The sequence below is a fragment of the Ruminococcus sp. RTP21484sp1_RTP21281st1_A8_RTP21281_210402 genome (assembly GCF_040914025.1).
GTDB lineage: Bacteria > Bacillota > Clostridia > Lachnospirales > Lachnospiraceae > Blautia_A > Blautia_A faecis.
Genome location: NZ_JBCPGE010000065.1, coordinates 1 through 21,658, shown reverse-complemented (window position 1 = coordinate 21,658; position 21,658 = coordinate 1). Strand labels below are relative to the sequence as shown.

Annotated in this window: 18 protein-coding genes and 1 pseudogene; 2 read left to right on the top strand and 17 right to left on the bottom strand. The window is 34.2% G+C overall.

Annotated features, from left to right (window positions below; genetic code table 11):
* Positions 1-103: 103 nt before the first annotated feature.
* The 17 genes and pseudogenes from AB5170_RS20650 to AB5170_RS20570 all read right to left on the bottom strand — a co-directional run.
* Complete coding sequence (locus AB5170_RS20650) at positions 104-1,555, bottom strand: ATP-binding protein (RefSeq protein WP_173770937.1); 1,452 nt, start codon at positions 1,553-1,555, stop codon at positions 104-106.
* A gap of 75 nt (positions 1,556-1,630) precedes the next feature.
* Positions 1,631-2,257: an HNH endonuclease gene (locus AB5170_RS20645; RefSeq protein ID WP_173770938.1), complete on the bottom strand. Its 627-nt coding sequence runs from the start codon at positions 2,255-2,257 to the stop codon at positions 1,631-1,633.
* A 4-nt stretch (positions 2,258-2,261) separates the two neighbouring features.
* Positions 2,262-2,855: a hypothetical protein gene (locus tag AB5170_RS20640; protein ID WP_173770939.1), complete on the bottom strand. Its 594-nt coding sequence runs from the start codon at positions 2,853-2,855 to the stop codon at positions 2,262-2,264.
* Positions 2,855-4,990 (bottom strand): sensor histidine kinase, encoded by a 2,136-nt coding sequence (locus AB5170_RS20635; RefSeq protein WP_173770940.1) that lies wholly within the window; start codon positions 4,988-4,990, stop codon positions 2,855-2,857. Before AB5170_RS20635 ends, AB5170_RS20640 begins: the two co-directional genes overlap by 1 nt.
* Before the next feature lie 12 nt (positions 4,991-5,002).
* Positions 5,003-6,418, bottom strand: a complete 1,416-nt coding sequence (locus AB5170_RS20630) for an N-6 DNA methylase (RefSeq protein ID WP_173770941.1) — start codon at positions 6,416-6,418, stop codon at positions 5,003-5,005.
* A gap of 152 nt (positions 6,419-6,570) precedes the next feature.
* A complete protein-coding gene (locus AB5170_RS20625; protein WP_173770942.1) occupies positions 6,571-9,705 on the bottom strand; it encodes a type I restriction endonuclease subunit R in 3,135 nt (1,044 codons plus the stop codon).
* On the bottom strand, positions 9,695-11,623 hold the full coding sequence (locus tag AB5170_RS20620) for a hypothetical protein (protein ID WP_173770943.1): 1,929 nt from the start codon (positions 11,621-11,623) through the stop codon (positions 9,695-9,697). Before AB5170_RS20620 ends, AB5170_RS20625 begins: the two co-directional genes overlap by 11 nt.
* 3 nt (positions 11,624-11,626) lie before the next feature.
* Positions 11,627-12,781, bottom strand: a complete 1,155-nt coding sequence (locus tag AB5170_RS20615) for a restriction endonuclease subunit S (RefSeq protein ID WP_173770944.1) — start codon at positions 12,779-12,781, stop codon at positions 11,627-11,629.
* Complete coding sequence (locus tag AB5170_RS20610) at positions 12,768-14,639, bottom strand: class I SAM-dependent DNA methyltransferase (protein ID WP_173770945.1); 1,872 nt, start codon at positions 14,637-14,639, stop codon at positions 12,768-12,770. Before AB5170_RS20610 ends, AB5170_RS20615 begins: the two co-directional genes overlap by 14 nt.
* A complete protein-coding gene (locus AB5170_RS20605) occupies positions 14,632-14,859 on the bottom strand; it encodes a helix-turn-helix transcriptional regulator (protein ID WP_173770946.1) in 228 nt (75 codons plus the stop codon). Before AB5170_RS20605 ends, AB5170_RS20610 begins: the two co-directional genes overlap by 8 nt.
* A 129-nt stretch (positions 14,860-14,988) precedes the next feature.
* A complete protein-coding gene (locus AB5170_RS20600; protein WP_233455980.1) occupies positions 14,989-15,672 on the bottom strand; it encodes a hypothetical protein in 684 nt (227 codons plus the stop codon).
* Positions 15,673-15,690: 18 nt separating this feature from the next.
* Positions 15,691-16,251, bottom strand: coding sequence for a hypothetical protein (locus AB5170_RS20595; protein ID WP_294430955.1), 561 nt, complete (start codon positions 16,249-16,251; stop codon positions 15,691-15,693).
* A 1,015-nt stretch (positions 16,252-17,266) separates the two neighbouring features.
* A complete protein-coding gene (locus AB5170_RS20590; RefSeq protein ID WP_015540723.1) occupies positions 17,267-18,451 on the bottom strand; it encodes a hypothetical protein in 1,185 nt (394 codons plus the stop codon).
* Between the two features lie 2 nt (positions 18,452-18,453).
* Complete coding sequence (locus AB5170_RS20585) at positions 18,454-19,149, bottom strand: ABC transporter ATP-binding protein (RefSeq protein WP_173770947.1); 696 nt, start codon at positions 19,147-19,149, stop codon at positions 18,454-18,456.
* Positions 19,146-19,991, bottom strand: a complete 846-nt coding sequence (locus AB5170_RS20580; RefSeq protein ID WP_015540721.1) for a MerR family transcriptional regulator — start codon at positions 19,989-19,991, stop codon at positions 19,146-19,148. The genes AB5170_RS20585 and AB5170_RS20580 overlap by 4 nt, the downstream gene beginning before the upstream one ends.
* A 93-nt stretch (positions 19,992-20,084) precedes the next feature.
* Positions 20,085-20,462, bottom strand: a complete 378-nt coding sequence (locus AB5170_RS20575; RefSeq protein ID WP_173770948.1) for a TnpV protein — start codon at positions 20,460-20,462, stop codon at positions 20,085-20,087.
* 48 nt (positions 20,463-20,510) lie between these two features.
* A pseudogene (locus tag AB5170_RS20570) lies at positions 20,511-20,837 on the bottom strand (site-specific integrase); the annotation flags it as partial.
* On the opposite strand from AB5170_RS20570, the gene AB5170_RS20565 reads away from it, so the two are divergent.
* The gene (locus AB5170_RS20565) at positions 20,793-21,308 is read left to right on the top strand and encodes a helix-turn-helix transcriptional regulator (protein WP_173770955.1); all 516 of its coding nucleotides are present in this window, start codon (positions 20,793-20,795) and stop codon (positions 21,306-21,308) included. The pseudogene AB5170_RS20570 and the gene AB5170_RS20565 overlap by 45 nt on opposite strands.
* Positions 21,309-21,321: 13 nt before the next feature.
* On the top strand, positions 21,322-21,585 hold the full coding sequence (locus AB5170_RS20560; RefSeq protein ID WP_173770949.1) for a TfoX/Sxy family protein: 264 nt from the start codon (positions 21,322-21,324) through the stop codon (positions 21,583-21,585).
* Positions 21,586-21,658 lie beyond the last annotated feature (73 nt).

Genomic DNA, 21,658 nt, shown 5'->3' with positions numbered 1-21,658 from the left:
CACCAAGTCTCAAATATCATGAGACTTCGTTGAGACTAACTCTGGAATATCCTTGAGTAAAAGTTTGGGTGTTACATTGAGTGCCAAATTTACTGTCATTTACTTACCTAATTTTCCATTTTCCACCATTATCTGGACCTTTTCGTTCTATGATACCTTTATCCTTTAATTCTGATATATATCTAGCAATTGTTCTATCTGTAACATCTAATGCTATTCTTAATTCATCAATAGAAATATTCGGGTTCTCCGAAATCATTTTCAGAATCTCATATGCTTTAGCAAGCTTCTTCTTAGAATACTCTGGCATTAACTTCTTAATTTTTTCTTCCGAAATTTCTATGACATTTTCTATGACATTTTCTATGACATTTTCATTTGCCTGTGCTGCATAACTAGAACCATAATTCAGATTATACAAAGTCAATGTAAAATCATCATTATCTGCATCAAAGACAGGCATCTTGGACTCATCAAATTCAACCTGCCCCTCGTAATCTGCCAATATTTTCTTAAATCCACTACCTCTACGCTCCATGTACTTCAAGCGGCTGAATATATCAGCTAATATCGGATTTCTTCGCTTTGATGGAATTTTCAATAAATCTTTTCCCTCTAAAGATATTCCGCTTACCATTCCACCCGGTGAATATATTTCAATTCTGTCATCAAACATATCTATATGGACTTCGCTGCCTATCTCCATATAATTTCTATGAATCAATGCATTTACTACCCCTTCAAGCACTGCACGATCCGGATAATCAGGCATTTCAATTCTGCCGTCATCAACCTTACGCCATGCTTTCTTGGAATTATTTCTGACAAAATCTGTTCCTGCCTGTAATAGTGTGACAAGACTTCCCGTATATTCCTTATCATCAAGTGCATCTACAATTCCAGATGCCTTCGTAAGTCCATTCCATCTTGTGCAAAATAATCTGGAATGGCGAACCGGAGATTCATCCGCTAAAAGTGCTCCTGCATTCGTCAGATTTCCTTTTTCATCAACCAAACCAAAAGATTCATAATCTGTATCTTCAAATGCATTTCCAGTTCTTTGCTTATATACCGATTTTAATTTTGTGAAAGACATATTGCCAAAATCGTATCTTGACTTCAGACTATCATAACTTTCACCACTTCCACGAAGTACCAACTCTCTTAACTGTGAAGGTGTCGCCGGAACACTTTCATTTCCAATACGCATAAATGCAATAAGTTGTCCATCGCCTTCATAATAGCATGGTGTCTGCTGCCCTTTCATAACTTCTACGATAACAAATGTCTTGTCTTTATCTTTTTCAAATGAAAGCTTAAACTCTGGTATAGGATTAAGGTGTGTTTTAATTATTTCACTAATTTTCTCTGCATCACCTTCAGCATCCGAAAGACCAACCAACACATCATCGTTTGCCACACCAAATACCAGCCTACCACCATAACAATTTGCAAATGCACTTATACTCTTGCACCAGCTTTTAGGTTTCTTTATCTCAAGTGCAACCTTTTTATCGTAATCTGTGGCTTCGCCGATTAGCTGCTTTATGTCCATGAATTCACTTCCTTCTTTGCAAAAATTTTTCTGCGTAATATTGCATAAATAAAACATTATGATTAGAACTTTATTTTACATAATATTTCTCTTTTCCCTTATTATATCCAATATTTTTCCAAGTCCGACATATAAATCACTATTGTCTTCACAATACCTCTGCAATCCAATTATATTCATTATTAAATAATCCAGCCTATGTAATTCAGATCCCAAACAAAGCTTATTATAAAACCCTTCTATAGTTGTATTTTCTTTAAACTCATCATTTATCCGAATATAATATTTGTCATCTCTTATAAATACATTCTTAATTTTTTCTCCATCCGGATTCAATGTATCCATTTCTTCCTTTTCAATCCAAAATGAATTTTTATTATGATTACAGTCATGACATGATAAGATTAAATTTTCCATATAACCTGCATCTTTTTTTGTAGCAAATATAGGAGCTTTTTCATATAAAAAATGATCTATTTCAAATTCAGTCTTTTTTATCAAATCAATTGAAGCTCCACAATATGCACATTTCCCATTATATGCTTTAATAAATTCCAACTTAAATTTCTGAGAATTATCACTAATATATCTATGCATATCTTTTGCATTAGGGTGCTCTATTTCAACTAATTTTTCTACTTCTTTCTTTTTTTGTGACACATCAATTAATTCTGGACAATACTTTGTTCTTCTGTAGTCCATATTCCTATCCCTCTACTTTTGTCTGCAACTCTTGAAACATTTTTATCACATCATCAATATCATTCTTAGTAAATTCATCAAATTTTCCTTGACCATTAACTGAATTCACTATTTTTTCGACCATAACTTTTTCCCAGCTAGTATTCTTTTGCAATTCTGAGGTAATTTTTCTAACTTCAAAAATATTTCTAATACATTGGTCCAATATTAGGGGAAGCTTTTCATCATAATATTCCACTGGCGTCTTTCCGCATTTAGGATCATATTTAGAAATTGTTTCATAATCTGGGGCGATTTCATTTTGCGTAATAACAATCACCTCTATAAACGGAAAATATTTTTTTAGAATAATTTTAAATTCTTCTCCTGTAAACTTTCCTGCTATTGCTGTTCTATTTTCAAATAATTTTGAGTCTATAAAAATTATATTTGCTGATTTAACATCCGGATTATTAATCAAACTCTCGTATCCTGCATCTGGATTGAATTTAATATCTAAAGATTCAACATTACAACTCGAATTCTTATATTTATCCAAATATTTGGATAATGAAGTCTCCGGATAATCATCTATATATATAATTTTTAAGTTTTCCATTATATTTTTCCTCCTATAGTGAATTCTATTTCAAATCCCTTTTCCCCACCTATTTTCTGTATTTCTCCCCCTGACATTGTACATGTATTATTTACAATCCACATTCCGAGACCATGCCCGTTAGTTCTTGTAGTTTCATGTACCTCTAATATTTTCATCGGATCCGTTTTATACTTATCATCAAGTCCTTTTCCATTATCACAATATTTAATATTTAAAAATCCATTAGCCTCATTTATAAATATGGTGATCATTAGTTTTTGCGTATTTTCATTTTGCTGCACACTATTTAAAATCAGATTATCAAAAATAACCTGCAATATATCTTCTGAAATCTGATAAACAATATCTTCATCCATTATAATTTCAATACTAAGCCATGCGTAATCTCTTTCCCACACTTTTTTTATAACAGTTAAGATATCTGCTATACTCTGGTACCTAATCTCAAACTGTTTTTTTTCTATTTCTTCCAACATAGTGTCCATGAATGTCACCAATTTTCTTCCAACAACATCATTACTTTCCAACAAATAAGGTACATTTTTATAAGATTTTCTCGTTTTTTCAGAAGAATTCAATTCATCCCACATACCATATTCTTTTAATGCATCTACTATATTATTGTAATTATCATATATGGCATTTCTATCATTTTTCATTTCATGTGCAATGGATGAAGCTTTTAATCCCGTTGTTGCTAATACATTTAAAATTCTTACATCATATTTATATCTAGCCTCTACCGCTTCTTTATCTTTCTGATATTGTTTTCCCTCCTTTTTATAACTTTTGATTTCTGTTGCTAATTGCTTTGCTTCTTCCTTTGTTAAACCACTAACAGATGTCGGTCGGTTTAATACTCGATCAGAAATAGGTGTTGCTTTTTGCCCATCTATCTGATTCTTAGCATTTATTTTTCTAACAATATTTTGTCTATACCTTTCAAATTCTTTAATGCCTACTAATATTATTTCAACAAATAACTGATAATAAATATTTTCATCTAAGCCTTGGCGGTTAGCCATATCCTGAAGCACAGCATTCTTCTTTTTATCTATCATGACATAACCTGCCATCTGATTTTCTCTCACACGCCATGCACCCGTTGGATGAGAAGCTGCCGCAGGGGATTTTCTAGATCTTTTTCCAAGTCCTAACCAATCTTTCCTTCCTTCATATGAAGATATACTAAATGCATTCCTATATAATATTATTCCACTTTCAATATTTTTAGGTGTGTTTAAATACTTGTATAAAAATTTCTCTTTTTCATCTTTTGATGTGGAAATATTAAAGTATAAATTTGCTGAAAATTCGCCAATATCATTAACCACTGTTTGTATATCAGCATCTAAAAGCTCCGTAATTTTGTTTCCTTTCAACTCATTAACAATATCCGTTTTCGTTTCATATTTTTTTATATCAATCCCTGAACAATATTTTAAAGCCTCATTTTCGAACTCATCTGACTCTACTGATGTCACTAAGATTCCTTGGTTATACTTTAAAACAATATTACTTCTACAATTGATTCCGACTTCTGCTTTAGGAAAATGTTCAACTACAATTTCATCATAATTATCTGAAATGATTCTTATCTCCATAGATGTATCATGATAAGTTCTTTCTAAGTACTTATTTAAATTTTCTATGCGTTTTTTATTCCACTTTTCCCTTAATCCTATTATTTCTATATCTGTTCCTTTAGTGTGAATGTCATAGTTCTCATCTAAAACAGATGTATTCCAATCTGTTTTCCAAATTACACCAACAGAATCTATTTTTTTTGATTTCAAACGTACTCTATACCCTAGTCTCGATAATGCAAATCTTCCAACACCTTTCGAACCAGCTTGAATTCTTTTTTTATTATTTTCATCTATTATTTCATATTCTTTGCTACTTTTACCTATATGCATCCAATGTTTTTTTATATCGTCTGCATTCATGCCAATGCCATTATCTTCAAATCGAAGTGTGTCATTCTGAAATGTAATTTTTAAATTCAAGGCATTAGCATCATATGCATTCTTAACTAATTCAAGTATTGCAGCCTCATCTGTAGAAAAATTCTGTACACCTAACAATTCCGCTATCGTACTATCTTCTATAACATATTTTAATTCTTCCACTCAAGCCACCTCCTAAAACATATAATTCTCAATATCCTTCGATGTTATTCTCACCGATTTGCCACTTATAGGTATTCCAATTTTAAAAACATACTCTTTAAATTCGTCGCTTCTAAGTATTCTCATTGCATCTGTCAATGTATATTCATTATTATCTTCCTTTTGCACGATATACATTCCCGCATATGGTATACATTCCTGCTCTAATTCATATACGTCTACATCATTTGTCACAACTGTTGAAATCAGAAGTTTTTGTCTATTCAAGCCACTCAGGGCTTGTGAGCGACCATACTCATACCATTTTGCATTATTATCACTTTGCCTTTTATCTAAATCATCACGAAACTCATTAAGATACGCCGTAGCCCCAGGAAATAATCGTTCAAACTCACCATCATCATAATGTACTAACTCATTTTCGTCATATGTATACGGAAAAATAATTTTTTCATGTTTAATATATCTAAGCGTTCGAGGTGTTTCAGTATTTCTTACTACTTCTCTTTCAATAGTATGATTACCACAAACATAGCCATTATCCACTTCGGTATATGCCCCGTCTGACAGAACATATGCTTTATTTAGAAGTGTTGCCACAACATGTGACACCTTAAAATAATCCCCAAATCGATGTTGTCCCACTTCATTCTCATCTGCAAAAAACCACTTTTCATCTAGTTGAGCAATAGGTATATCTATCGCATTTTCCATACTCATGTCCTGATAATGCAAAAGCTCCTGCTGACGTTGTTTGTCTAACACCATAATGGATGACTTAACTAATGCCTTATCAAATATTTTAACTTGTTTGTAATCCTTTATTTTGGCAATGTACGGACTCATAAAAATCCTCAGATTATGTCCAAATACAGTCTTATAAATACTACTTGGAATAAGATAAGACATTTTCCCGTTATCTGCTAATGAATTAATACTTTTCTCTATAAATGCATAGCAATAATCAAATTTTCCTTTGACACATGTAGAGAAATTACTCTTTACAAACAGCTGTTCCTCCTCTTTCAATTCACTGTATGTAATATAAGGAGGATTTCCAACAATATATTGAAATTTAATAGTAGTATTCCACTTCAAATAATCTGCATTTATCACTTTCCAATCAACTTTGTCAATATCGTTACGTTTTAATACTTTATCTAAATTATCAATACACTTTTTATACTGTTCTTCATCAATCTCGATTCCATATATGTCTTTTGCTAATCCATTCTTTATTCTTGTTCTAGACAAACCATTTTCCTTACAATCATCAATATACCTTTGAACTACCGCAACCAGGATGTTGCCATCGCCACAGGAATTCTCTAGTATTTTTTTTCCATATAAATTATGGGTATAACCCACACTATCTAGTAATTCTATTACATAATTTTCAGGCGTAAATACCTGGCACTTCTTGTTCATAGTTTTCTCTTCACTTTCTCTATTCTTCCTTGCTCAATATTCATATCTGATTGAATGGTATTTCTTCCTTAATGGCAGAGCTTAAATTATCGTAATTATCAAATAGTTCTTTACTAGCATCGGTAGCGTCATATGTATAATCACCGACAATTTTACGCCACCTCTTTATACCTCATAAACACATACTCATAAATTTTCTGTCTGTATGCAAATATTTCATTATCAGAATAACTCTCTGGTAACTCTTCCCAGAGAATTGCTCCTATATATGTTTCTATGTCATCCCTTGTTTCCTGTTTCTCTGTCCAATGGTCAAGTTCAGATATCTTTGCTTTTATCTTTTCCAGCAAGTCTACCGCAACTTTCTTTATTTTATTGATATCTTCTTTTGAAAGATTTTCATTGAAAAGCATATCATACAATGACAGTTCCTCATCACTTGTAAAGCCTTCTCTGACATAACGCTTTTCTTCCTGATTCATGGAATTAGCCAGATTCATCAAGTCCATAAATGTTTTTTCAATGATTGCTCTGTCCTGCTCATTATTATATTCATCAATGATTGTCTGATATCTTTCATAATAATCCACACGACTTGGATTTTCTTTGAGCATGCTGTCTAATCTTGTTTGAATTAGTTCATCCAAATCCGTAATAAGCAGATTCTTTTTCTTTGTCTTTGCAAACTCTCTTCGAAGCAAATCAAAATCTATTCTACTAATATCGAAACGCTTGGCTATGTCGTTATTATTAGATTCCTGTTCAATCATTATATATTCACCCAGAATCCCATTAATCTGAACCATCAAATCGACATTGTCAACATGCCTCTTCTTTTTCTTTAGTTCATCAGCTATTGCTATGAGTGCATCTTTTCTATCTCTATCCACATCTGATATATCATCTCTATCGAGATACTTCATCATTCGGTTGATTTCATTTGCATATGTCGTAAACTGCTTGCGTGATTCTCGGCTATCAGAAACAGCATTTGCTGCTGTCTGTAGTAATGCTAATTTTGAAAAGTCTTTTGCCTTAATCAAATCTTCCAACTCAAAATTTCTGCTACATAAAAATTCTATAGCTGCTGATATAGTTCCCAGCACGTGCTCTATAAGTTCTTCCTTATCTATTGTTGGATCAGTCTCTCTTCCTCCAACATTTGCTGTATAATCTGCAAGTGCTTTACGAAGTGCCTTTACTATGCCAATATAGTCAATAATAAGTCCGTTACTCTTGCCCTCTGCCACACGATTAGCTCTTGCTATTGTCTGCATGAGAGTATGTGCTTTCAATGGCTTATCAAGATATAAGCATGATAAGCACTTTACATCAAATCCTGTAAGCCACATAGCACATACAAACACTACACGAAGTGGATTATCTTTATCCTTAAACTCCTTATCGAGTTCTCTTTTCTCCATCTTCTCACGATGTGGTTTTATATCAAGATTCCATTTTTTAAATGTCTGAATCTCATTCTGCTCCTGAGAAATAACAACTGCCATTTCAGTTTCTTTCATCCATTTAATCTTGCGTTCCAGTTCCTGTGCTTCCTGCTGTGATACTTTTGATTTTATGCCTTCTAATCGTTTAATTTCTTCTTTCCAATAATCCTGCACAAGGTTATACATACGAACACAAGTCACTTTATTCAGACACACGAACATAGCCTTACCGCTTGTCCACAAATCCGAATAATGCGAAACAAAATCTTTTGCTACTGACTGAAGTCTTTGCGGTGCTGTCATAATATGAATTTCTTTCTTAAATTCATGCTCCAGCTTTTCTGTCTGGTCTGGATCTAAATCTGCTGCCTCAATCGCATCCAATATCTCATCCGTAATATCCGGATTATCTAAATCCAAAATCTTCTCTCCACGATTCTCATAATACAACGGAACTGTTGCTTTATCCTCAACTGCTCTCTTAAAATCATAGATAGAGATATATCCACCAAATGTTCTCTCTGTAATATTGTCATTCGATAATAATGGCGTTCCAGTAAAACCAATACGTGCGGCTGTAGGCAGCAAATTCATCATATTATCTGCAAATATTCCATACTGACTCCTATGTGCTTCATCGGACATTATAATAATGTCATGATCTGGTATAATTGACTGTACATCTTTCTTATTAAATTTCTGAATCAAAGTAAATATAAAGCTAGGATTTCCTTGCAATTTTGTTATAAGGTCATCACCACTCGTAGCAATATACTTTGCAGCCTTTGTTTTTCCAAGTAATCCACAATTTTCAAAAGTATCGCTAATCTGTGTATTTAACTCATCCCTGTCTGTCAAAATCACAATCGTTGGAGAACCTGCAAATTTTCGCCTAATTTTCTGTGATAAAAATACCATAGAATAACTTTTACCAGAACCTTGTGTATGCCAGAACACACCAAGTTTTCCATTATTCAATTTGCGTGCTTCATACGCCTTAACAGCCTCATTTACACCCAAATACTGGTGATTTCGTGCTAGAATCTTTACTGTTTTTCCATCTGAATGGTCAAATAATATGAAATTTTCCAACAAATCAAGAAAGTTATCCTTTTTGCATATACCTCTAAGCATCGTTTCAAGTGCAACATTACCTTCTTCCTGCTCAGACAATCTTTTCCACTCATGAAAAAATTCATATTTGCTACCTAATGTTCCCACTTTAGCCTCTGTTCCATTGGACAAGATAAGAAATGCATTATAATAAAACAGATGCGGTATTGTATCAAGATAGTCTGTATAGTTATCTGTGTATGCATTCTGCACATCTACAGAGTTCTTCTTCAATTCTATAAAAAGAAGAGGTATTCCATTTACAAACCCCACAATATCTGTGCGTCTCCGATAAAGATCTCCATGTATTTTCATTTCCTTAATAGCAAGGAAATCATTATTCTCTGTATTTGTAAAATCAATTACAATTGCCTTCTTTTCCTCACTCTGACCATTCGGCTTTTTCACTTTCACTGGAATACCATCTCTTATGTGTCTATACTTTTCCTCATTTATCTGCATAAGAGAAGCTGATGACATATGACTTTCAAATGTTTTTATAGCATCTTCAAGTAATGCTGGAGTAAGCCATGGATTGAGTTTTAAAAGTGCCTCCTTGAGATATTTCACAAGAAGGATTTTCTTATATGATTTCCTGCCAAATGTGCCAGTTTCACCCAGAACTTCTGTGTTATAGGCAAGTTCTACACGCCAACCAAATTCATCTTCAAGAAGGTGACCAGCACTTTCCTGTACTAATATATTTTCAGAATAATCATAGCTCATAATAATCTCCTCCTTCCTTTATCTCATCATAAATACAACAATCATCATTTATTTTAATAATCAACAAAATCATTATCTTTAATAACGTATAATAATCCGCTATCATTATATTGTTATCTGGCACAATAGAATCATGGATATAGCGATTTCTAATAGCTTTTCCATCACTAAACTCAGAATTATTCAATATATAATCAAAATATTTATATTCAGGTTTCGACAACAGTTTATCATCTACATAAATATCACCATTTTTAATCAATTGTTTTAATAATGGTGATTTTATATGTTGTAATGAAATAACTTCTTTTTCGTAAAACTCATGTAAAATAAATACTCTTTCCTTGTTATAATTAATAACATTATCTTCAATATATATTGACCCTTTTTCGATTAACCAATTTAGTGATGCTATGTTATATGGTTCACATTCTGACAATTTTATATCTTCATTTGATATAAGCTTAATAAGAGAGTCATATTTTGATTTTGTTTTTTCGGTATACCCAAGCATGCTCTGCGATGAAAAAAACATATTCATCTCTTTAATAAGTTCACTATTTATAACATAACAATATTTATTTTTTATTCGACTTGGGATATCTTTTATTCTTGGTGAATCTGTTATATATTTAAAAAGCTCAAGATCAATTTCTCCATCATCGCACAACATTTTATACTTACTTAGTACTCCATCTATACCTGATGCAAGAGTTTTACATTTACTAAGTATGCTATCAGCTGGGTTTGGCATATTACATGTATAATCTTTAATATCAAATTCCTGTAATAAATAGGTCTCAAAAAACCACTTTATAATGTCTTCAATGTTGATATCAAGTTTAATCAATTGTTCAACATAACCCCTCATTTGGATATCAGATAAAGATTCTAACATATCAAATGCTACATCCTTTTTGTACATTCCAACACCTCTAACTTCAAAAATCTCCGTAAGAGGATGTCTTTCTCCATGACTTGAAACGCATGTGAGTCTTGCTTGACTATCTATGTATTCGAATAAATATATGAAGTTGTTTAGCAATGTTGGGTAATCAGTATTATCCTTTACCCATCCTGTGTCATACTCTAGAATCCATTTACTATTTTCAATTTGGATATTCTTAACATTTTCAAATGGACCAAAAGTAACACCAAAACCATAGTTATGAAAAATCGCCGATTTATTATTCTCCCAAAATTCGTTATTCCTCTTGTCCGCCATTTTTTTCATTTTCGGAGTAATCGGTAACTCTTTTGTATATTTAGCATTTAAAATAAGTTTCATAAAATTCGGGTTAATATCATCACTTTTAAGATAATCTTCGATAAGTTTTACCCTTTTCTCAATAGTAAAATGTCTTGGAATATATACCTGTATTTTTTTATCATGTTCTTCTAAATAATAAGAAACTACAAATTGCAACCCATATTGTTGTTCCTCTAGCAATATAGTTATCTCTTCATCAAAGTACTCTACAAATGACTTATCCTGTAGTATATTATAAGTATTCCAACGCAGTCCTTTTAGCACATCACATATTCTATTCTTAGAAATACACTTGTAGATATTAAACTTATAAAAGAAATTTATAAAATCATCCCAATATCCCACATAACAATTATTAAAAGTATCAACCACATTTTCTTCTGTTATCTGTTTAAATCTCTCATAAACTACAGTATTTAAATTCAATGTTTTCGCTTTATATCTCTGATATTTTTCTTCTGACCAATCCGGAATGTCTGTAACTTTCTCAAAAAATAATTTTGTATGATAAAGTTCAATCACTCTATTAATATCAGCTAACTCTATCTGATTTTGAACATAAGAATCCAAGATAGCAGTCACCTTTTGTTCATCAGCACGATAACAAAATCTAGCGTTGAAATAATCTTTATGTTCAAAATCATTCATTATTTATACCTCCACTTCTCCACTCATCAATCTTGGTAATAATCGGTCACGAGCTTCTAAAAGTAAAACATTTTGATTCAACAAGCTCTGCCTTTTATCAAAATAATTCTGAAATGGAACATATAGTTCATCTGGTCCAACTAACAAATCAATAGCATCTATATGTTTCTTTCCTAAATGTGATACTGTAGCACCTACTATTGTCTTCTCATAATATTTTATTGGTTTACGAATTGCCCATAATAACCACCCTTGCATTTCTTTTTTCTTAGGGCGAAAACAGCATGTACGTTGCACTAAGTATGCATTATCACCAGACCAAGAATTAATATGAAATTCCCCATCCATTCCAACTATAATATCGCCATTACCTATTAAATATTTTTCTTCTGTTTCTTCTGTCGTATAGTCCGAAGTGATTCCTGCTGGAATATTTCTTATTCGAACAATTGGTATACCTTTTTTCATATCATTAAACTTTGAACCATCAAAGGCATAACCATATTGAATATCTGCAATATCTACCAATCTTTTTCGTTTCCAACCTTCTGGCACCCCGTCAATTATCTCTGTATTCTCATATCTCGGAAAGTGTAAATCTACAAACCATTCTCTGTACAGACGTTCTGCTGCTTCTTCCAATAATTTAATTTGTTTTTTGTTGTTCTCAATCAAATCATCGTATGAAGATAATATTTCAGCAATTCTTTCTTGTATTTCAATTTTAGGAAGATTCACTGGCATATTTCTTATTATTGGAATATTCACATGCGCTACTGTTGCCCCATTTGCTGTTCCTAACAATTCATACTGTTGCTTTGGTGCTAATATATAGTACGCCAAAAATTGAGGGCACACTTTTTTCTTATCTGGTCGAATCAATACAGTTCTTTGCCCCAAACATACTTCTTGTCCTGCACGTATTATTGCTGCATTTCCTGCCGGTGCTTCTCTAGCAAAAATAATGTCATCTTTTTGCGGAACAGCCCTTATATTTCTTTTATCATATGTAGCTTTAGATACCCGCTGAACTCCATCTAAAATCAATCGTCCTCTTCCAACATTTGGTGTTCTTATTATAGGATATCCTTCTCCTTCATTAGGTGCTGTTGAATGAGGACAATCTACTATAAATTCACATATATCATTCAATACCATCACCTAACATCTCCTTCATATTCTGTGAGATAGTATTCATCAAATTATTTGATTCTGCCTGCAATGCTAAAAGTTCTCGATGTATTTCTGTCATTCGCTCTTCAAAATCCACACCATCATCTTCCACAGGTGCTACACCAACATAGGCACCCGGAGTGAGAGACCACCCCTTTTCTTCAATGCTGATTCCATCTTTATCATCATATTGGGCGTCATTTGTTGTATATGCGACTTTACATAATCCAAGGATATCGTGATACTCTCCTTCTCCAAACTTTTCATATAACCAATTAGCTTCTTTTGCTATTGTAAGTCTTTCTGCAAGTTCAGAAATTCTATCATCGTATTCAGTCTGGAATTTTTTCTTTTCTCGCTTATCTGCTGCCTCAACTGCTGTTTTGGCTTCTGCACGAAGTTCCTTTAATCTTTCAGTCAAATCATGAACCTGTTCATCAAATAATTTGTCACTTCCAAGTGCATTTTTATATTCATAAAACAATGCTGTATATTTTTCGTTTTCTCCACGATATAACCAAACAATAGCATTCAGATTTTTAAGCTGCCACTCTGACCATTCATTCAGCGTACGATCAACCACTGTATAATAGTTTCTCGCATCAATAAAGAGAACTTTATTCTTCAATTCTTTCTTTTTGCCTTTATCAAAAAACCATAATGAACATGGAAGGCTCTTTGTATAGAAGAAATTGTTGCCTACACTTATCATCACATCTACATGACCTGTTTTAACAAGTTTTTCTCTTATATCCTTATCGCTTCCCTGACTATCTGTTGCAGATGAAGCCATTACAAATCCAGCTCTGCCCTTTTCGTTAAGATAAGCATAAAAGTACGAAATCCATAGATAATTTGCGTTTCCAATTTCTTTATACTTGTTTTCTTTCGGGCATCCAAACGGAAGTCTTCCCGCATTGGATGTTGATTCTGCCTTTACCTTGTCCACATTGAATGGTGGATTTGCCATTACATAGTCACAGCAGCCTTCAAGGTTATGAGCATCATGATAAAATGTATTCGCTTCATCACCAGATTTTATTACCCCTGTAAGTCCATGAACTGCCATATTCATAAGACAAAGCTGCGCATTATATTCCACTTTCTCCTGTCCATAAAATGTCATACTACTATTTGCTTGCAAACCAGCTTCATTTACAAAGTCGCCTGTCTGTACAAACATTCCACCAGAACCACATGCTGGATCTAGAAGCACTCCTGATGTCGGCTCTAATATATTAACTATCATTTTTACCAAAGATTTTGGCGTAAAGAATACTCCGTCATCCGAAGCTATATTTTTTGCAAATTTATTAAGGAAATACTCATAAATCCTACCTATTACATCTCCACCAACTTCATCAAGTGCGTTGTTATTGAATATGCGAAGCAGCTCTCCCAGCAGTTCATCGGAAAAATCCGTATAACTTTTCGGCAATACACCTGCTAACTGTTCACTTTGCTGTTCTACAAGTTCCATAGCATTGTTTACTACCTCACCCAGACTATTCATTGCCTGTCCAGCAATATTTTTCAAATCAGCTGATGCTATATTTTCAGGAAGATTCACAAGATAATCATACTGTGCTTCTCTTGGCAAAAACAGTGCACTTTTAGCAGAAAAATCCTTGGCTTCTACAGGCATTTTTCTGCCATTACGCATTGGTCTATCCTTTAATATCTCTGCTTCCACCAATTTAAATCGACTATACGCATATCTTAAAAAGAGTAATCCCAGCACCGGCATACAATACTGGTTTGATGTCAGTTTAGAACCTGCTCTTAGTAAATCTGCTGATTCCCATAAATCAGCTTCTAACTTCTTTATACTTCTGTTATCCATTATTTTTCTCCTGTTTTTCTATATCTACAATCTGAACAACATCACCGATATCACATTGAAGCACTTCACATATTTTTTCTATAACTGTCAATGTGACTGGCTCGTTATTCGTCATTTTTGCCATTGTTCCCTTACTAATCTTTGCCTTGCTACATAAGGCACCTTTATTCATTTCCTTATCAATCAAAATTTTCCAAAGATTATTATACGAAATTGTCATACCACACCTCAATTTTGTTTATATGTTCTTAACAATATAGGGCTTTTACACCTCTTTAAGCATATCATATATAGTCTATTTTTTCAAACCTCAGGAATATTTTTTTGTACTTTGCAAGAAGTAGAGGAATCATCTCCCTCTGCCCCTATTCCATACCTTATCTTCTACCTTTTCCTTCCCTACATCCCTGCCAACGCTCTCATCATAAATTTTCTGAAACTCCTCATAAATCTCATCTCCAGCCATTCTTATCCCCAGCCTCTTCATAACATCTGAAAACAGCCTTATGCTTCCACTTACATCTGCAATATCAAGCACAAATATATCCGCCTTAACAGCGGCATTAATTTCTTCATATGCCCCACATGCAGATAACCTTTCAGCAATCCGTTGAGCCTTATCCGACGCTCCTTGAGTAACAGCCACCTCATCCTCTATACTCTTTCTCTCACCTGCATAAATCTGTTCCGAATCACCATCATCCATTTCACGAGATTCCACAACATATAAGTCTGCCTGTTCTTTTTCAATATCACTATATTGGTCCGCAACAGAAGCATCTTCCTTCCGACATATTTTCGTATCAACATCATCAATATCAGTAGTTCCCTTTTTCTTAACCTCAACCACATCCTCATGCTGTTCCATCCCCGGTATCTCAATCTCCTTATCTCCAACAATCTCCTCATTCTCCGACACCGCATAATAAGCTGTATACAAATCTTCTTTCACAATGCCATCAGCAAGCTGCAACTTCCTCTTAATCTCTCTTTTCTCCTGCTTCAGCTCATCCAGTTCTTCCTGCACTTCCACATGCCATATCTGATATTCTCAGTACTGCTCTTCATTCTTTATACTGCGTTTCCGACTAGAGCTTTCTCTGTATATTTCCTTCTGCCTGTCCTCAATCTGCTGAATCTTTTCTTCCTGCTCACTTATGAAATCCACAAGATCCACAACACTTTTGATGTCATTCTTTACAAGTAGCAGATATTCGTCCTGCAACCGATGAAACCTCTTCAAATCCTCTGTATACTTTGCTCCGCCGACTACAAAGCGCTTCTGCTCTACAATCCTTAACCTGTATAGCTTTGCATAAAACTTCTTCTGGAATGGTGACAGCTTCGCCCTGTGCAATCCTCTGATATCCGACGAATAAAAGTAAGGCTTTGCCATCCAGGACATATCCACATGATGCCTTAACGTCTCCTCTGAAAACATTTCGTCTAGCTTTGCCAGTTTATGATAATATCGAAATCCCGGTGCCTGCACTTCCATCCATGCGTCTTTCTTGAATACATATCCAAGCCGTTTCATCAGATATTTAAAATGCTCCACATTCCCGGCTGCATATGCACACATCTTGGCATCCCTGAGAATTATCTCTTTCATTGACATTTCCTTTTCCCACTTGTCCCTGCTGATATTCTTTGGATTCCTGCTGCACTCTGCCGGCATTCTCCAAACACTCCAAATGAATATTTTGAGTGGAAAATAACATGGCCTCAGGCGTAAATGAAACTATTCATACACAGCTCACTTTAGTACCAAAATAGTACCACAAGGCAAAAAACAAGCTCGCAAATGCCCATTTTACTAGGCTTTGCGAGCTTTTGAAATGTTCCGGGGCACACCACATTATCCTCAAAGGGCAAAATCCAGTATCCTCACTATCCTCACATCCCACAGCAAAGCCACACTGCAAAACCCTCCGGCACTGCAGCGCAATTCCACAGCACATTCCGCAGTGCTAATCCTGACAATCCAACTTCTATCGCGTCCCATATAACAGTATCATCTTACACAGCAACACTATCGCAATGTCACTTTCGCAACATCATCCAAAGCATCCCACACACCCTGCAACACCAGGAAATATCAACGTTTCGCAGTGTTACCCATGCCTTTGTAGTTTCGCAGCAAACTCACGCAGTGATGTTTCGTCTACTTCTATTCTATACAGAAAGCTGTAAAAATCCACGTGGATTTTTACAGCTTTTTCCGATATCACGTTGCTTATTTACGCCTCATTTTATCTGAGTCAGAATCCTGTGCGACCGGGGCAGAAATGACAAAAAAAGAACAGCAACAGAGCTACGCTGCGGTATTACTCTCTGTTGCTGATAGGATAATCATTTTTGCCTTTTACAGGATAATGGGGTGTGCCCTGTGATATATATTTTATTCGAACTCGACAATCACTAATCAATTTTGTTTAGAGATTATTTGTTGCCGTGTTCGCTTTTCTTTTAATTATTTGATTTATCCATATTATCCTGCCTATACAGGCTAATGTTATCATTTTGTTATCGGCATTGATAACACACGCCCTGTAACTGTGGATAATAGCAATATATACCAACTCAAATTATAAGCGGTTTTGCTTAGAAAATCAATAATCTTATTGTTAAAAAAACATCTGCCATACTCTCATAGATAACAATGACAAAATATAAAACGGAAGTATATATAGTAACCTTTGCAGTCGGTTCTTTGCTGTATATATTATAATACTCTGAATCGGTATCCATATCCAAAGGATAATACTAAATAATTCAATTTTATACGCTATCCAATAACAGAGCATTGGAAGTAACAACAAGAACATTCCAATAACTGACTTACATTGTAATTTTTCTTTTAAAGAATATCTGAGCGGAAATCCTTTTCTAACTAAACGTAATTCATTTTGCACATTATAGCTGACAACATTCTGTCCTAATATCAATATAGAAAACAATAATACATACTCAATATATTTTCCGTCTATCTGCGATAATAACATTGTGATTAAAACAATCGCAAAATACTGATACATAATCTGTTTCTTTCTTCTGACAATACTAACCACCTCATAAACCATCAAAAAACGATAGCGGCTGCCATAATATTTCTTCATCAGTCCTTTCATTTCTTTCTGATTATTTTGGAAGAACACTTCATCCTGCGTTTGCAAAACTGTATCATATTCTCTATTCAAAAATCCATATAACATCTGATTATATTGTTGAAAGAACGGGATAATTGCTTGATAGCTAAAATAAGGATATAAAATAAAATATAATCCGTAAATGATCAATAATATACTGGTAACAAATACACTTCCATAAAAAAAACAAATCATTACTACTGCCAACATACATATATTCATAATATCCCGATATTTATATTGTGTTGATAAAACCGTATGCATATTGACAATTGGGTTACAAAGCATAGCCACAATAAACTGTCTTAAGACCATTCCCTCCATTGGAAAAGCCCAAAATAAAATCAACGCAACACTCAACGTCAGTACCATGCTTTTTCCTATCTTCTTCACTCTCCAAATATATGTTTTTTCTATTTTCCAAATATAAGTTTCAGGAGAAATACGCATTCTTGGTATTGTTCCAAACAAATTCATAAACAAGAAACAGAGAATACCATATGGTATAAAAACAGCAATATCCATTCCATAGTTTTTCTGAATCATAGATTGCAATATAAGAATACATGGCACAATAGCAATCAGTATAAGATAAGCACCTATATTTCGTTTGACCATTCTAACTGCAAATTTGAATCTCTGTTTCAAAAGCAACTGATACATACTTACTCCCCTTCAGATAAAATTTTTGCTATTTCCTCTCTGTCAACTTCCTCCATATTGATTTCTCTAATTTGTCCGTTATGTAACAAAAGACACTTGTCACAAACATTTTGTAAACACTCTATATCATGGCTTGAAATAATGTAAATTCCTTTTTCTTTCTTGTGAAACTCCACTATTACATTTTCTAAAAGTTTCATTTGGACAGGATCAAGTCCTGAAAATGGTTCATCAAAAATAGTAATTTTTTCTTCTTGTATCATTGCACAAGCATTATTTAACCGTTGCATTGTACCTTTTGAAAGTTCTAACGGAGAATAGTTCTCATACTTTTTTAATCCCAACCCATCTAAAATCCTCTCGATTTTATCAAATGCCTCTTGTTTTTTTATCTTTCTGCTTGAAGCAATCAAAAAAAGATTTTCATATATCGTCAACTCATTAAAAAAACTTGGTTGATCCATTGCATAGGCGACCGGCATATCAAGATAATCAACCTTATTCATCTTTTTTCTGTCGATAGAGATTACTCCTGTATAATTTTTGTCATAATTCGAAAGTATATTTAAAAGAGTAGTCTTTCCAGCTCCATTTCTTCCAACAAGTCCATAAATACAAGCATTTTCAAATGTATAGTTTAAGTCCGAAAAAACAACCGTTTCACCATATTTTTTACTTAAATTTGAAATCTGAATCATAAAATTTCTTTTCCTCTCAAATCCATTTTCGTCAGCCCAACGACTAACAATCCAATAAAAACTACTGTGTCCACAAATAACAGTACAACAATATTTTTTACCACTCCGAAAGTAAAAAGTATGGAGAAAATTTCTACCGACAACACAATAAAACACATATAATTTGTCAAATACTCTGTTATAATATCTCCATAATAATTGTTCATCTGTAATTTGGCATAAATAAAAGGTTTTAATAAATAACGGATTATAATACAGATAACGGGACAAATAAAAATCCAGTTTTTATTCACCAAAGATGTTGCCACACCTTTACTCCATTGTACCGGAATCTTTACTGGCAGCTTAGAATAAGACAACGCCCCAATAATCAAGCATAATACGGTAATCGTTATCCAAGTAAGCATACTTCCCCATATATACAAAAAGCTGACTGAATCCAATTTGAAAACAGTTTGATTATCTTTCCAATAATCCTGCAACTCTGTTACATATTGTTCTACCTGTAATTTTTCATAACTAATACTTTCTTCATCCAGCATTTTTTCGCACATGAGTTTCGCCTTATTCAAATCAGTAATCTGACTTTTTAATACTTCATTCTGCTTCTCAAGCGTTTCCTGCAAAGTTACTTTCCCAGATATAATACTTCGTATATCCTCAATAGAAATTCCCAATGTACGCAGATATGCTATCTTCTTTATATTTTCCACATCATTTTCAGAATAATCTCTATAACCATTACTTTCATTTCTTGAAGGCTCAACGAGTTTTTCCTTTTCATAAAAACGGACATTAGAACGGGATAAACCTGTTCGTTCTTCTACATCTTTTATTGTCATGTTATGCACTCCTTTCAAGCAACTCTATTTTATCTTAAGAATAAGCTATAAACAAGGTTTACAGTCAAGCATTTATCCAAAATCTCTTTTCTTTTAGTTATAAATCAATTCGGCGTTCACAACCTCTCTTGCACACGCCTGTATATTGTTCATTCTCACCACCCATTCCATCTGATTTTCTGCCTTTAACTGTTCCGTGATCCCCTGTGCCTGTTTCATCTGATCTACAATCCTTTCAAAGCGTTCCTGAGCTTGTTCTTCTATATCTGCAAGATAACTATTCAGCCTACCACTTGTAAGCAGAGTAATATAAACTACTTTCTTATGTTCTTTCAGATAGCGTTTATGTCTTTGTCCCCATACGCCGATGAATCTTTGTTCTTCGTCCTCCGGCAAAGCAAGACAGGGGATAAGATAATCCCCATGTCTGATATAAGTGCCACCCATTTCTTCAAATATTGTTTTCTTCATAATCGTTTCCACCTTTCTTATCGTTCTCTATCCATAGATTTTTTCTTAACTTCCCATATTTCCCACCTTGGCGGCAGGATTGGAACGCAGTTCATAATACCGCACCGCATGATTGAAGATAGCGGACAACTGATTGTGCAGTGTTTTCAGATAGGTCTGTGAATATGGCTTTTTCTTCTCATCCCGATAGGCAAGCATTTCATTCTGCCATGCGATAACCTCTTTTGTAGAAATCTCGCTGATTTTCAGCTTGCCGAAATAAGGTAAAATCTTCGTGCGGATGATATGCTCTTTTGTCAGCCATGTGTTCTCCTTCAGACGGCTTTTCATATCCCGGATATACAGTTCGGTAAAGGCTTCAAAACTCATATCCATACGATTGTCGGCTTTCCTGAGCGAAGTGCCGATGTACGTTTAGCACAATACGAAACTGGAACAAGAAAACCGAAGGCAGAACTTACTGCTGCACTGGCACAGGCTCTTGATGTTTCTCCTCATGCCCTCGATGTGCCTGATATTGACAGCTATATCGGACTGATGCACACTTTATTTACCCTTGAAGATTTGTACGGTCTGACTGTCAGTGAATCAGCAGACGGAGAAATCTGTCTGAAAGTGGATACTTCCAAAGGCAAAGACGCTCACGAACTCCGGAAAATGCTGTACGCCTGGAAAGAGCAGGCTGACAAGCTATCTTCTGAAGAAATCAGTAAAGACAAATACGATGAGTGGCGTTACCATTACCCGGAATTTGATACCACGCAAATTTGGGCGAAAGTTCCTTCGCAGGAACTTAGTGCCGCTATGGTTGAAGCCTTCAAAGACAAACTCAAAACCGATGATTGAAAGCAGGTGTACTATGGCGTCAAGTAAAGATTATTTAACCTTTGTATTAGAACAGCTATCCGATTTGGACAGCATCTCCTATCGGGCAATGATGGGCGAGTACATTCTCTACTACCGTGACAAAATCGTTGGCGGTATTTACGATGACCGCTTACTTGTAAAACCCGTATCCTCTGCCATTTTCCTTATGCCGACAGCAACTTACGAATTACCCTATGAGGGAGCAAAGGAAATGCTTTTAGTCGATGATGTTGACAGCAGAGAATTTCTTTGGTAAGCGCTTAAATCTTGGGTAGCTTTACTGTCTACGTTTTTAAACTCATAATGATAGTAAATAGATTTTTACTACA